Annotated in this window: 10 protein-coding genes; 7 read left to right on the forward strand and 3 right to left on the reverse strand. The window is 37.6% G+C overall.

Annotation, left to right across the window (positions count from 1 at the left end):
• Window positions 1–73 precede the first annotated feature (73 nt).
• Window positions 74–1678, forward strand: a complete 1605-nt coding sequence (locus tag ACO05K_RS00385; RefSeq protein WP_421942494.1) for a SulP family inorganic anion transporter — start codon at window positions 74–76, stop codon at window positions 1676–1678.
• Window positions 1679–1715: 37 nt separating this feature from the next.
• On the opposite strand, the gene ACO05K_RS00390 is transcribed toward ACO05K_RS00385, so the two are convergent.
• Together ACO05K_RS00390 and pruA are read right to left on the reverse strand one after the other, a co-directional pair.
• Complete coding sequence (locus tag ACO05K_RS00390) at window positions 1716–1940, reverse strand: hypothetical protein (RefSeq protein ID WP_421942495.1); 225 nt, start codon at window positions 1938–1940, stop codon at window positions 1716–1718.
• Window positions 1941–2690: 750 nt separating this feature from the next.
• Window positions 2691–4325, reverse strand: coding sequence for an L-glutamate gamma-semialdehyde dehydrogenase (gene pruA / locus ACO05K_RS00395; protein ID WP_421942496.1), 1635 nt, complete (start codon window positions 4323–4325; stop codon window positions 2691–2693).
• Window positions 4326–4816: 491 nt separating this feature from the next.
• On the opposite strand from pruA, the gene ACO05K_RS00400 reads away from it, so the two are divergent.
• The 4 genes from ACO05K_RS00400 (at window position 4817) to ACO05K_RS00415 (ending at window position 11202) form a co-directional block, all read left to right on the forward strand.
• Window positions 4817–5455: a TetR/AcrR family transcriptional regulator gene (locus tag ACO05K_RS00400; protein ID WP_421942497.1), complete on the forward strand. Its 639-nt coding sequence runs from the start codon at window positions 4817–4819 to the stop codon at window positions 5453–5455.
• 22 nt (window positions 5456–5477) lie between these two features.
• A complete protein-coding gene (locus ACO05K_RS00405) occupies window positions 5478–6848 on the forward strand; it encodes a TolC family protein (RefSeq protein WP_421942498.1) in 1371 nt (456 codons plus the stop codon).
• Window positions 6849–6851: 3 nt separating this feature from the next.
• On the forward strand, window positions 6852–7904 hold the full coding sequence (locus ACO05K_RS00410; RefSeq protein ID WP_421942499.1) for an efflux RND transporter periplasmic adaptor subunit: 1053 nt from the start codon (window positions 6852–6854) through the stop codon (window positions 7902–7904).
• 232 nt (window positions 7905–8136) lie between these two features.
• A complete protein-coding gene (locus ACO05K_RS00415; protein ID WP_421942500.1) occupies window positions 8137–11202 on the forward strand; it encodes an efflux RND transporter permease subunit in 3066 nt (1021 codons plus the stop codon).
• 390 nt (window positions 11203–11592) lie between these two features.
• Here ACO05K_RS00415 and ACO05K_RS00420 read toward each other — a convergent pair whose 3' ends face one another.
• Window positions 11593–12732, reverse strand: a complete 1140-nt coding sequence (locus tag ACO05K_RS00420; RefSeq protein WP_421942501.1) for a sterol desaturase family protein — start codon at window positions 12730–12732, stop codon at window positions 11593–11595.
• 458 nt (window positions 12733–13190) lie between these two features.
• On the opposite strand from ACO05K_RS00420, the gene lpxK reads away from it, so the two are divergent.
• Together lpxK and ACO05K_RS00430 are read left to right on the forward strand one after the other, a co-directional pair.
• A complete protein-coding gene (lpxK, locus tag ACO05K_RS00425; protein WP_421942502.1) occupies window positions 13191–14252 on the forward strand; it encodes a tetraacyldisaccharide 4'-kinase in 1062 nt (353 codons plus the stop codon).
• Window positions 14224–15039 carry a purine-nucleoside phosphorylase gene (locus ACO05K_RS00430; protein ID WP_421942503.1) on the forward strand — a complete coding sequence of 272 codons (816 nt, stop codon included), beginning with the start codon at window positions 14224–14226 and terminating at the stop codon, window positions 15037–15039. Before lpxK ends, ACO05K_RS00430 begins: the two co-directional genes overlap by 29 nt.
• The last annotated feature ends 1 nt before the right edge of the window (window position 15040 follow it).

Raw genomic sequence — 15040 nt, forward strand, 5'->3', positions numbered from 1 at the left:
AATAATTTGCCAAATTTGTTTTGTTTGCCAACCACGATTTATTCGTTAAAATTTACCAGATAATTATATCGTTATGCAAAAGTTTAACCCGGCCTTCTCAGGTTCGGATGTAAAGAAATATTTTCTTGCAAAGAATTTAAAGAAGGATCTTCCGTCGAGTATTGTAGTTTTTTTAGTGGCATTGCCGCTCTGTTTAGGTATTGCACTTGCCAGTGGTGCGCCATTGTTTGCTGGCTTAATCACCGGGATAATAGGTGGTATCGTTGTAGCATCTTGCAGCGGCTCTCAGCTCAGTGTTAGCGGGCCAGCCGCAGGTTTAACTGTTATTGTTTTAGGTGCCATTACATCTTTAGGTAGCTATCCAACGTTTTTATTAGCAGTTGTGCTTGCAGGCGTTTTTCAGCTAATTTTAGGTTTTATAAAGGCAGGTACAATTGGTAATTATTTTCCATCGAGTGTAATAGAGGGTATGCTTGCTGCTATTGGGTTAATTTTAATCCTTAAGCAATTACCTCATGCCTTAGGTGTAGATACAGATTTTAGTGGTGATGAAGGCTTCTTTCAACAAGATCACGAGAATACTTTTTCTGCAATATCTGCTGCGCTTGGGCATTTTAGTTTAGCTGCTGTGGTAATCAGTTTATTATCAATACTCATCTTAATTTTTTGGCCAAAGATTAGGCAGTTGGCAATTGTTCCGGCACCATTAATTGTTGTAATTATTGGTATTGTTGGTACGTTAATTTTTGCTGGAACAAATTCACCTTTGAGAGCGGATCAAATGGTTAAAATTCCCGTAGTTAGCGGTTTAGATGGATTAATCGGGTTGTTCAGAATGCCTGATTTCTCTCAGCTTGCTAACAAAAACGTTTACATCGTTGCCTTAACAATAGCTGTTGTAGCCAGTTTAGAAACGCTTTTAAGTATAGAAGCGGTAGATAAAATAGACCCGATAAAACGTGTAACGCCAACCAATAGAGAATTAATTGCTCAAGGTATTGGAAACATTACCAGCGGCATGATTGGTGGCTTGCCAATGACATCAGTAATTGTACGTAGTTCTGCAAATGTAAATGCCGGTGGACGAACAAAAATGGCGGCGATATTTCATGGAACCTGGTTACTGCTGTCGCTGCTGTTTATTCCTCAGGTAATTAATATGATTCCGCTATCGTGTTTAGCAGCAATACTTTTAGTTACGGGTTATAAACTTACAAGAATCGGTTTGTTTAAACACATGTACCACAAAGGTTGGGATCAATTTATACCATTCGTTGTAACCATTTTGGCCGTATTATTTACCGATTTGTTAAAAGGTGTTGCTGTTGGTATGTTGGTTTCTATTTTCTATTTGCTGCGTACAAACATGCGTAATCCTTTCTTCTATAGAATAACGAACGACGGAGATAAGAAGAACATCAGGATAAAACTTGCAGAAGAGGTTTCCTTTTTAAATAAAGCCGCGATACAAGTTGTTTTAAATAATATACCTCGAGAAACCAATGTTATAATTGATGGTACAAACGCCCGCTACATAGACCCCGATGTTTTGGAAACAATTTTTAATTACAAGCACAATGCCTATACCAAGGGCATAATTGTAACGCTCGAAAATGTTAAAAAGCACTACACTGTGCCGAAATTAAGCAACAATATTATTGATGATATTAATAAATAACTGTTAAACTAAAGTCCCGAAATTAATCGGGACTTTTTTATTTTTCAGTATTTGGCATATTCCCCGCTTCGCCTTTATTACCTTTTTCTGCATCCTGTTTTGCTTCTTCAGAACCAAAATCGCCGTGCCCAAAATCTTTAGCTAAATGTCCGGCTTCTGATTTTACCTTGTTTTTATCGCTGTTTTCGTTACTTCTATGATTTGGAACCTGCTGCTCTGGTAAATTGCTTTTTTCTGCCTTGTTCTCCTTTTGATTTTCCATGATGTGTAGTTTTGTAAATAGAACATCGGGAAACAACTATAGTTTTTAAAATTGATTAGGTTTTGGAAATGAATGTTTAGTAATTCTTGGCTGCTTCAGTCCCGTTATTCGCTATAGCCCTCATTGCATTTCGGGGCTACCGCTACTACCGGGTTTATAAACTAAGCGTTGTAGTCAAAAAATTGAAACCACCCCACCTTGCAGGCACCCCTCCTTGAAAATAAGGAGCGGAGTTGGAAGTGCTGAATCGGTCGTCATTGCCGGTACAGTTTATCCCGACTTTTCGGGAAAGCAATCTCTATCCTGAACTTTTTTAAAATGAGATTGCTTCAATCGATGAAAAATCGATTTCGCAATGACGGGATATTCTTGTATTGATTATTGCAACTAACCTAAAATTATGCATTAGTTATGTAAGTATTTTGCAAACCCTGAATAGTAGCAAAAAACCTTTGTATATAAACGGGATTGCAGCGATATCCTTTTTGGCTGCGGAAGGCTAAACTTACGAAGTCTCCTGAGCACCATTTCATTAGACTTCGTAAGTTTATCGTGCCAAAAAGATTTAGCGCAAAGCCCGACTAACATTAATTCTATTGCTGCAATTGCTTTCCAAATCCTTTTTAAAAAGAAAAACCCCTTGATAAATCAAGAGGTTTTTATATATGTAATATATTGATGCTTCGACAAGCTCAGCATGACAATCGTTAATCTTATTATCTTCAGTTTGTGTCTCCACAGACCGAAATATTAATCTTCTGCTAAAAACGGATAGCGGTAATCCGTTGGCGATTCAAAAACTTCTTTGATAGTACGTGGAGAAACCCAACGTAATAAGTTAATCATCGAACCTGCTTTATCGTTTGTACCCGAACCTCTGGCGCCACCAAATGGCTGCTGACCAACAACTGCACCTGTACATTTATCATTAATGTAAAAGTTGCCCGCCGAGTTGCGTAATGCATGGCTTGCTTTGTCAATCGCGTAACGGTCTTGCGCAATTAAGGCGCCCGTTAAAGCATATGGCGAAGTGGTATCAATTACTTCTAAAATAGCATCGAAATCTTTATCTGCATAAACATAAACCGTTAAAACCGGACCGAATAATTCTTCGCACATGGTTGTATATTTCGGGTCATCAACCACCAAAACGGTTGGCTCAACGAAATAGCCTTTGCTCTTATCATAACCACCTCCAGCAATAATTTCTACTCCCTTATCTTTTTTCGCCTGGTCGATGTATTTAGCTAATTTATCAAATGAACGCTCATCGATAACGGCATTAATGAAATTGGTAAAATCTTCAGTTCCGCCCATTTTAAATGAAGCAATGTCGCGTAGCATTTGCTCTTTAATCTCTGGCCATAAGCTCTCTGCAATGTAAACACGACTTGCAGCTGAACATTTTTGTCCCTGATACTCGAAAGCACCACGAACAATTGCTGTACTTGCAATATCAGTTTGTGCCGATGGATGAACCAAAATAAAATCTTTACCGCCAGTTTCGCCCACGATACGAGGATAAGATTTGTATTTATGGATGTTGGTTCCAATCGTTTTCCAGATTTCCTGAAATACTTTTGTTGAACCTGTAAAGTGAATGCCCGCAAAATCTGGATGATTGAAAATTACTTCGCCAGTTTCTGGTCCATCTGCGTAAACCAAGTTGATTACGCCATCTGGTAAACCAGCCTCACGGAAAATTTCCATTAAAAGGTTAGCTGCATAAACCTGCGTATCTGCTGCTTTCCAAACTACAACGTTACCCATCATTGCTGCCGATGCTGGTAAGTTTGCCGCAATTGCCGTGAAATTGAAAGGAGTAAGTGCGAAAACGAAACCTTCTAATGGGCGTTGCTCTACTCTGTTCCAGTTTCCACGAGGAGAAACAGGAGGTTGTTGTTTGTAAATATCGCTCATGTAACTTACGTTGAAACGTAAGAAATCAATCAATTCGCAAGCTGCATCTATTTCTGCCTGGTAAGCGTTTTTGCTTTGGCCAAGCATAGTTGCTGCATTTAATTTATAACGGTATTTGCCTGCAATTAAATCTGCTGCTTTTAAAAATATCGCTGCTCTGTGCTCCCAAGAAAGGTTTTCCCAATCTTCTTTCGCAGCCAAAGCGGCATCAATAGCTTGTGCAACATGCGTTTTATCGCCAATGCTGTATTGCGCTAAAATGTGTTGGTGGTCGTGTGGTGGAACAACTTTACCTTTTTTAGTGGTGTGTACTTGTTTTCCGCCAATGTACATCGGGATGTCTTGTTGGTGTGAGCGAGCTTCAGCAAGTGCCTCTTTTAAGAGAGCACGTTCTTTACTGCCTGGACCGTAGTTTAATATAGGTTCGTTTACCGGAGTTGGTACGTTAAAAAATCCTTTAAGCATAGTGTATTTTTTATGAGTTGCGCAAAGATAAGGCTTTTTAAGCGAAGGCAATTCTATTATTCTGTAAAGAAAATAAGGGGAAAGTTGAAGGTTAGATTAGGAACCTCTCCCTGTCAATGATTGTGCTTTAGGTGCTGTTTTGCTATCCCTCTCCTTAAAGAGAGGGATTTATTCTTTGGTGGTTTCAGTAATTTGTCGATTTACGTAAGAGGTTTAAACCGCTGTCCCTCATTTCCCTCTCTTCAAGGAGAGGGTATACAGCAATTAGCCGAACCACTTCCATTAACAGGGAGAGGTTTTTTTGAAAGTGAAAGCTCGGTTCTTTATGGCTGATTGCAGCCCCGCTGTTCGCTTTACTTCATTGCACTCCGTGTTCGCTGCCATCAGGCTTATTAACAAAGACTTGCTTCTGCTTGGCGTAAAAAAAAATATTTTCAAATAAATTATAAATATTAACACTGTTAACTATATTTGCGGTGTAAATATTTATTATGGGAATCAAAGAGCGTAAAGAAAAGCATAAGGAAGATTTAAGACAGAGGATTTTAGATGCTGCGAAAGAACTTTTTTTAAAAGATGGTTACGATGCAACCTCTATCAGAAAGATTGCGGAGAAGATAGAATTTAGTCCGACGACGATTTATTTGTACTACAAGGACAAGGCTGATATCATGTATGCTTTGCACCAGGAAGGTTTCATTTTGTTGGGTACGCAATTCGCCGTTTTGCAGCATGTGAGTGAGCCATTTGAGCGTTTAAAAGCAATGGGGCGTGTTTATATGAGTTTTGCATTGAATAATCCTGATTTTTATGAGCTGATGTTTATCATGAAAGAACCCATAGAATTTGTAAAAGCACATTGCTTAGATGAAGAGTGGGAAGAAGGAGAACAGGCATTCGGTGCACTTATCATGACGGTTAACCAATGTAAGGAAGCGGGTTATTTTACCTCATTTGATACCACTACATTTTCACTTAACATTTGGTCTTTAATGCATGGTTTATGTAGTTTGAAATTGCAGGGACACTTAGACCACATGGCTTCTACCAAAATTGGAATGGATGATAATGTCGATTGGCTGGAGCAAACTTTTAATGGTTTTATTGCCATGTTAAATAGTATGAAGTAGAAATATATTAACACTGTTAATTATGAAATTTTTCTCATTTAAAGTTCTGTCTGTCTTTGTCGGAGCAATTATGTTTTTTAGTTCCGATGGATTCGCTCAAGAAGTGCTCGATAATTATGTTACCGAAGCATTTAAGAATAACATTGTTCTGCAGCAAAAAAATATCTCCTTAGAAAAAGCTCAATACACACTGAAAACAGCGAAGAGCTTATTTCTGCCAACAGTCGAATTTTCAACATCCTGGTCTACTGCAGATGGTGGTCGGAATATTCCTTTACCATTGGGTGATTTGTTGAATCCCGTTTATTCAACTTTAAATCAGCTTACTGCAACAAATAATTTTCCGTTAATGGAAAACCAAAGCATTAATTTTCTTCCTAAAAATTATTACGATGCAAAGGTTAGGACTACAGTTGCCATCATAAATACTGATTTAGGCTTCAACAAAAAAATATCTGAACAGCAAGTTGTGCTGCAGGAATTTGAAGTGCAGATTTACAAACGCGATTTAGTTAAAAACATTAAAACGGCATACTACAATTATTTAAATGCGTTGCAAGCCGTTGATGTCTACAAATCTGGCTTACAACTGGCAAACGAAGGCTTACGCGTAAACGAGAAATTGTTAGAAGGCGGGAAAGGGTTGCCTGCTTATGTACTCCGGTCAAAAAGCGAAGTTGAAAATGTAAAAGCACAGGTAGTTTCTGCGGAACAACAGGTTGTAAATGCCAGGATGTATTTCAACTTCTTGCTCAATCGAAATCCTGAAGATAAAATTGAGACCAATTTTGACGACAAAGCTGGCTTAGCCAAAACAGAAAGTTTAATTGCGGATTTAACGCTTTCATCTGCAAGAGAAGAGTTAAAGGCTTTGAATCAAGTTATCGATATTAATAAAACTGCACTTAAAATGAATAGGCAATTTGCTGTTCCAAAATTAGGTGCATTTGTCGATTTAGGTTCGCAATCTGAAGGTTTCCATTTTAACGACCAAACCCGGTATTACATGGTAGGCTTGCAATTAGACATCCCAATTTTTGCTGGAAATCGTAACAACTATAAAATTAAGCAAACCAATCTCGACATTCGAAATGCAGAGTTGAATGCCAATTTAGTTTCGCAACAACTAAATTTAACAGCAAAAACGGCTCAGAATAATCTCCGTTCTGCTTACCAAACCTATCAATCCTCACTTAAACAATACGAAGCGGCATCAAGCTATCAACGTTTAATAGAAAAAGGCTTTAAGGCCGGCACAAATTCTTTTATCGAAACTGTCGATGCCAGAAATCAATACACTTCAGCACAGCTTTTAGTTAACATAAACAGGTTTAAAGTTTTATCGGCAATGGCCGATGTAGAACGCGAAACCGCAACCTATTCAATAAATTAATTTATGAAGAAGATAATTATTTATTCAACAATTCTTGCTGCAACACTTGGCTTGAGCGCTTGCAGCGGCAACAAAACCGAAGAAACCAAAATCGGTAATCAGGATACAATCCCGGTTAAGATAATGGTTTTGAAAGTTGAGGATGCGAATAACGCTATCGCAGCATCTGGTCAATTTACTACAAACGATGAAACAATCCTGTCTTTCAAAAACGGAGGAATCATCAATAAAATCCTTGTAAAAGAAGGTGATGCAGTTAAACAAGGGCAATTATTAGCAACCGTAAACCAAACGGAAATTTCAGCGCAGGTACAACAGGTAAATTTATCTTACCAAAAAGCAGAGCGTGATTTTACCCGTGCCAGTAAATTGTATAAAGATAGTGTGGCTACTTTAGAGCAAATGCAAAATGCTAAAACTGCTTTACAGGTTGCTAAACAACAATTGGACGCGGTAAAATTCAATCAAAATTATTCTGAAATCAGGGCAACAAGCAATGGTTATGTATTGAAAAAACTAGCTAATGATGGGCAAGTTGTTGGACCAGGAACCCCCATTTTACAAATCAACGGCGCCAACCAAAGCAAATGGATTTTAAAAGTTGGCTTAAGCGATGCACAATGGTCGACTTTGAAAATTGGCGATAATGCAACGATAACAACTGATGCGCTGCCAAACAAATCGTTTCAAGCTAAAGTAACCAGAAAAGCAGAAGGCATCGACCCGCAAAGCGGAACGTTTGGAGTAGAACTAACGCTTATCGAAAATAAAGTACAAGGTTTAGCCGCAGGTTTATTTGGCAAAGCGAGCATCATTCCAACAAAAAGCACAAGCAGTTTTACCATTCCTTACGATGCCTTGTTAGATGGTGGAGAAAATGAAGGTTTTGTTTTCATCACAAATGATAATAAAACAGCCCAAAAAGTTAGAGTGCAATTAGGTACAATTCAAAATGATAAGATAAGTATAAGCGCAGGTTTGGAAAATGCAAGCTCGCTAATTGTATCGGGCAGTGCTTATTTAACAGATGGCTCGAAGATTAAAATTGTGAATTGAGCTGAAAGATCAAAGATGAAGGCTGAAAGAGAAAGCCCAAAGCAATCTCACAGAAGTTATGAATAGCCACTGTCTGGCTCCCTCTCTTCAAGGAGAGGGCGGGGGAGAGGTTAAAAATAGCGCTAAAATAATTTAGCTTAACGAATAGCTTAAACTTTCCTCTGTGAAAACTTTGTGCCCTTTGTGGTTAAAATAATCCCTTTGTGGTAAAAAATATAAAAACATCAATAAGATGAAAATATCAGAATACGCTGTAAAAAATTACCAGTTTACGCTAATCATGGTGCTCATGGTTTTGGCGCTGGGCATAACCACCATATTTAACATGCCACGGTCTGAAGATCCGGACATGAATGCGCCAAACTATCCTGTAGTAGTGGTCTATCCGGGTGCTAGTCCGAAGGATATGGAAGAACTTGTGGTAAAGCCACTGGAGAAAAAAATCTATAGTCTGGATGATATCAAATCTATCAAAACCACCATTCGAGATGGATTGGCCGTTGTTTTTGTGGAATACAAATACGCCGTAAATGTAGATGATAAATACCAGGAATTGGTGCGTGAGGTAAACAGCGAGCGGGCAAATCTACCGCAGGAAATTTACAGCATGGAAGTGCAAAAGGTACAACCATCTGATGTAAATGTATTGCAAATTGCCTTAATTTCTGAGAATGCTTCAAGAGATAAACTGAAAGAAAAAGCCGAGGCTTTACAAGATGAACTGGAAAAAATTCCATACCTCAAAAATGTAGAAATTATGGGCTTACCCGACCAGCTTGTTCGGGTAGATTTAAATCTCGAAAAACTTGCTCAACTACATTTGCCGATAACGTTTATTGCAAATGCTATCCAGAGCGAAGTAGCAAATATTCCAGGGGGAAGCGTAAATGCCGGAACAAAATCCTTCAATATTAAAACCAGTGGAAATTACCAGGATATCGATGAAATAAAAAACACAATCGTATTTAGTGGTAATGGCAAAAATGTTGCGCTTAAAGATGTGGCAAATGTTTATTTCGATTATTCGCAAGAAAAAGATATTACGCGATTAAATGGTTTTCGTTGTGTGTTTGTGGTGGCTGCCCAAAAATCTGGCGGAAACATTACCAACGCTCAAAAGGCATATTTGCCCATCATCCAAAACTTCAAAAAAACATTGCCTTCAAATATCGACCAGCAATTAATGTTCGACCAGGCAGATAACGTAAATAACCGTTTGGGCGGATTAGGAACTGATTTTCTTATCGCCATTCTATTGGTTTTGATTACGCTTTTGCCTTTAGGTACCCGAGCATCAATCGTGGTGATGGTTTCCATTCCACTTTCTTTGGCTATTGGCGTTATTTTGCTCAGCGTTTTAGGTTTCAGCTTAAATCAATTAAGTATAGTAGGTTTAGTAGTTTCGCTTGGTTTATTGGTTGATGATAGCATTGTTGTCGTAGAAAATATCGAACGATGGATGCGGGATGGTCACAGTCGACTGGATGCAACGCTTAAAGCCACAAAGCAGATCGGTATGGCGGTAATGGGTTGTACGGCTACTTTGGTTATTGCGTTTATGCCTTTAATGTTCTTGCCCGAAGCCTCAGGAGAATTCATCAGAAGTTTACCTGTAGCGGTAATTTGCTCGGTAATTGCCTCTATGTTGGTGGCGCTTACAGTTGTTCCGTTTTTATCAAGTAAATTACTAAAACCGCATAGCGATGTAAATGGAAACGTGTTCTTACGCACTTTGCAGAAAATCATCCATGGTTCTTATTCTAAATTGTTAGATAAAGCATTGGCAAAGCCGATATTAACCATTTTCATTGCAGTAGGGATTTTTGTAGGTTCCATATTCCTGATTCCGGTTATTGGCTTTAGTTTATTTCCAGCTTCAGAAAAACCTCAGTTTTTGATCAACATTTCAACACCGCTACAATCCAACTTAAAATATACCGATTCAATTACCAAACAAATTGAAAAGGAATTGAAAGCCATTCCGGAGGTTAAATACTTCGCCTCAAATGTTGGTAAAGGTAATCCACGGATTTACTATAACGTTCTGCCTCAAAACGAACGTTCTGATTTTTCTGAACTTTTTGTATTGTTGCAACCAGATATCCGTTCAGATCGCAAGCTCGAAATCATTGAAATGCTCCGTAAAAAATGGACACCTTATCCAGGTGCAAAAGTAGAGGTTAAAGATTTTGAACAAGGTCAGCCAATTATTTCTCCGGTTGAGGTACGTTTGCTTGGCGATAATTTAGATACGCTGAGAAGTCTCGCTGGTAGGGTAGAAGATGTTCTGTTGAAAACACAAGGAACAATGTATGTCAACAATCCATTGAAAAACCTGAAATCTGATATCAAAGTAGATATTAATAAAGATAAAGCACAGGCTTTGGGCATTCCAACAATAAACATTGATAGAACAGTTAGGATGGCAGTTGCAGGTCTAGAAGTTGGCAAGTTCCTGAATCCAAAATCAAGCGGAGACGATTACAGTATTTTGCTAACCACCAACCGCCCATCTTATCCCGATTTATCAGTTTTCAATAATTTGTACATCAATAATAACCAAGGTACATCCATACCGCTTTTGCAGGTTGCTTCTTTAAAACTAGAAACCTCGCCCTTAAGTATTAACCACCACAATAAAATCAGAACAATTTCTGTAAACGCATTCGTTCAAAAGGGTTTTTTAAACGACAAAGTAATTCAGGATGTTGAAGCAAAAATGAAAGACATTAAATTGCCATCTGGATATAGTTTCGAAATGGGTGGCGAAGTAGAAAGTAGAAATCAATCTTTCGGCGGTTTCGGAAGCGTTTTATTGGTTACACTTTTCCTTTTCATTGCAGTTTTGGTACTCGAATTTAAAACCTTTAAAAGTACACTAATTGTGCTTTCTGTTATTCCATTGGGTATTGTTGGTGCAGTTTTGGCATTAATGGTTACCGGAAATTCGCTGTCGTTCGTTGCTACAATTGGTATAGTTGCTTTGGCGGGTATCGAAGTAAAAAACACCATTCTACTGGTCGATTTTACCAATCAGTTGCGCTCCGAAGGTATGCAATTAAATCAAGCCATTGAAGAAGCAGGCGAAGTAAGGTTTTTACCGATTATCTTAACCACGTTTACCGCAATCGGTGGACTTTTACCAATCGCCTTATCAAGCAATCCACTCATTTCGCCGCTCGCAATCGTAATGATTGGGGGCTTAATCAGTTCTACTTTGTTATCAAGAATTGTTACGCCCGTGGTTTATAAATTAATGCCGCCAAAGGTTGATGTTGTAGGGAAAGAGGAAATTTAAAGCTGTATAGACTTACGAAGTTTAAATCTAAAAAAGAAAAAAAACTTCATAAGTCTTTAGTTATTTGAAAAGCAGGGACTGGTATTTCATAGGAATGTCAGCCCCGTTTTTTGCTACAATCTTTTTTTGTCAGCACCACCATTAACGTCATTGCGAGGAGGAACGACGTGGCAATCTTTAAGGTCAGATTGAAAAAAGTATTTCCGCGTCAACCGGGTTTAGGGAACAAAGGCTTTTCGCTATAATGCTTGGGGGTTAGGTAGGCTTACGAAGTTTAAAAAACTTCGTAAGTCTCTAAGTTCAGGGAAGTCAACGCCTCGGTCTGTGTCTCCACAGACCATAATTAGCTAACGAACTAATGACTAATAAACCAATGACTAATAAACTAATCTACCTATCACTCCGTTCCTCCATTTTCAAATCCGTATCAAACGGACTCTTAGTAAAAGGATAAATCGTTTGCTTTACAAAACCCTTCGGATATTCTGCCTCATGTACGCCTGTGCCTGCAGGCCATTCTTTGCCCGGTAAATAATAAGTGCCAAACATCATATCAATAAAAGGAAATATTGAAGCAAAGTTATGTCCATAATATTTTGGGTCTTCGCAATGGTGCCAGTGGTGGTATTGTGGCGTAGTAAAAATATATTTCAGCGGACCAAAATTTATTCTCGTGTTGGCATGAATCAATACCGCATGAATCGCAATAAAAATTATATAAACATTAAATACAGTAGAAGAAAAACCTAAAATATACAATGGAATAAAAGTCATTGCTCTGGTGAAAAATATATCAATAAAATGAGTCCGGCTTCCGGCTAGCCAATCCATGTTTTGGGTAGAATGGTGGATAGAATGAAAACGCCACAAAGAAACTCTGGTATGAAAAAAGCGGTGCGCCCAATACTGAAATAAATCTGTAGTAAAAAAAGCTAAAAACAAAGCAACTATAAAAGGTAAGCCTTGTATCCAGGTATGCAGTTTATCTAAACCCATCCAACCAAAAAATAACACCGCAGGTTTCTGCGTTACAATACCAAAAAACTGAATAAACAAATGGCTAATTACAAAGTAAGTTAAATCTGTTCGCCACTCTTCGTGGAATTTTGTTTGCTTATCATTTTTAGGGAAAAATAATTCCAACGGAACAAAAATGGCAACCATTAAAAGTAAGTCTAAAATCATCCAGTCTAAACCAAAATGCCAGCTAGATTTTGCTACATCTCTACCCTCAACACTTAAAGCACCCAATATTACTGCTAATGCTGCAAGCACAAAACCTGGCCAACCCCACTTTAATTTTTTACTGAGTACAACACTTAACGCAGCAAAAAAGAAGGAAGCAATTACGCCACCAAGCATCAGTACTTCCATACTATCTTTGGTGTAAACTTCTCTAAATTCTGGGGTAGTTAATTTTTCAGGATAGTGGAAACACAAGATCCCAAGTAAAGCTAAAACAGCTAAAAAAATAGAAATGTAGCCACTTATTTGGCCTTCACCGACTACTAGACGTTTATTTGGAGACATTAAATTATGTATTTGTTAACAGACAATTATAATAAAAAATAAATATACATTGATGTTCGGGCATATTTTCCAATTCAAATAACTATCAGCATCTATATAAGCTAAGGGAGTCAATGCCAATTCCAGTTATAACCGTAGTATAAGTATAGCATCTCCTTATCGCATTCGTATTTAGAATAGAAGTCATCCTTGGTAAATCCGTTATTTATTGCGAAAACATGGACTTACCATGGACTCACTATGGACTTAATTCCATTAAGTGACCTAAAAGACTGGGCAATCAAAGGGATCTGAATTAAGTTAATATTATTCTTTTCGCAAACTAAATATGATACATTTTATCTTTTCAATAAAATTCTGACAAACCTTTTCTGTTTACTTGGGTTGCTTTATTAGTCATTGCTTAAAAGCGGTGCCAAACTTTTTTAAATTATCCCTATTTTTGAAAACACGACGGTATGCTAGTTAACTATTTACGCCTTTTACTTCTTCCTTTTTCACTTATTTATGGCTTAGCCATTACGCTTCGTAAAAAACTTTACGATTGGGGCCTTATGCCATCTGTAAAATTCGACTTGCCAGTAATCTGTGTTGGAAATTTAGCTGTTGGTGGTTCGGGCAAAACGCCAACAACCGAATATTTGATTAGGTTATTGGCCGATTATAAGATTGCCATTTTAAGTCGCGGTTACGGACGAAAAACTAATGGTTTTATTCTTGCGGATGATAATGCCACTGCCGAAACAATAGGCGATGAACCTTTACAATACTATCAAAAATTTGAAAATGTAACCGTTTCCGTTTGCGAAGAACGTATAAAAGGCATCGAAAAACTTAAAGAAAATCACGATTTAATTATTCTTGATGATGCCTTTCAACATCGCCCGGTTAGGGCAGGCTTAAATATTTTACTTTTTGAATTTAGGAAACTCGGTACGCTACAATTTCTTCTTCCGGCAGGAAATTTAAGAGATGTTTTCTCATCACGGAAACGAGCAGATGTTTTGTTGGTTACTAAGTCACCAGTTCCATTATTGCATGTTGCACAGCAAGCATCAATTAACGAGTTGCAGCCAAATAATAATCAAAAAGTATTACACTCTTACTTAAAATATGGCGATTTAAAGCATTTATATAGTGAAGAAACACGTTCGTTAGAATCTATTAAAGAACATGAAATTTTTCTGCTAACAGGAATTGCCAATCCAGATCCTTTGATTGAGGAACTGCAAAAGTATTCTAAAAACATAAAACACGAGCAATTTCCAGATCATTATGCCTTTAAAGAAGCAGACATTAAAAAGTTTGTTTCGGCTTATCATTCAGAAATTAAAAAAGAAAAAATTATTATCACAACAGAAAAGGATAGCAAACGTTTAAAAGCTGCGGGATTTAAAGATTTACTGGTAAATTTACCTGTATATTTTTTACCCATCGAGGTTGAATTATTTGAAGAAGATAAGATTACCTTTGATGAACTTATTTTAAACTATGTTAAGAGCAATAGAAGAAACAGTTGAGTATATAAAACGTAAAACCGAAAACTTTACGCCAGAGATAGGTATTATTTTAGGAACCGGTTTAGGTGGTTTAGTTAAAGATATAGAAGTTGAGCATCAGTTGATGTACTCAAACATTCCAAATTTCCCAATATCTACATTAGAATTTCACAGTGGCAAACTCATTTTTGGAACCTTAAATGGAAAGAAAATTGTGGCAATGCAAGGTCGTTTGCATTATTACGAAGGTTATAGCATGCAACAAATTACTTTCCCGGTAAGGGTTATGAAGGGTTTGGGCATCGAAAATTTAATAGTATCAAATGCTGCAGGTTCTTTAAATCCTGATTTTAAGAAAGGCGATTTAATGATAATTGAAGACCACATTAATCTTCAACCAGATAACCCGTTACGTGGTTTAATTGAAAGCTCGCTTGGTCCGCGTTTTCCGGATATGAGTCAGCCTTACAAGCGCTCGATTATTGCAAAAGCTTTAGAAATTGCTAAAGATGTAGATGTGAAATGCCATAAAGGTGTTTATGTTGCCGTCTCTGGTCCGAACCTCGAAACAAAAGCCGAGTATAAATATTTGAGATTAATTGGTGCCGATGCAGTTGGAATGAGCACTGTTCCTGAAGTTATAGTAGCAAATCATGCAGGTTTACCGGTTTTTGCAATTTCTGTATTAACAGACGAAGGTTTTCCGGAAGATTTGCAACCCTTTAAATTAGATGAAATTTTAGAAGCAGCTGCAAAGGCAGAACCTAAAATGACTGAAATTTTAACCCGATTAATCGCTGAACTGTAAG

The sequence above is a fragment of the Pedobacter sp. genome, assembly GCF_965227205.1.
Lineage (GTDB): Bacteria > Bacteroidota > Bacteroidia > Sphingobacteriales > Sphingobacteriaceae > Pedobacter.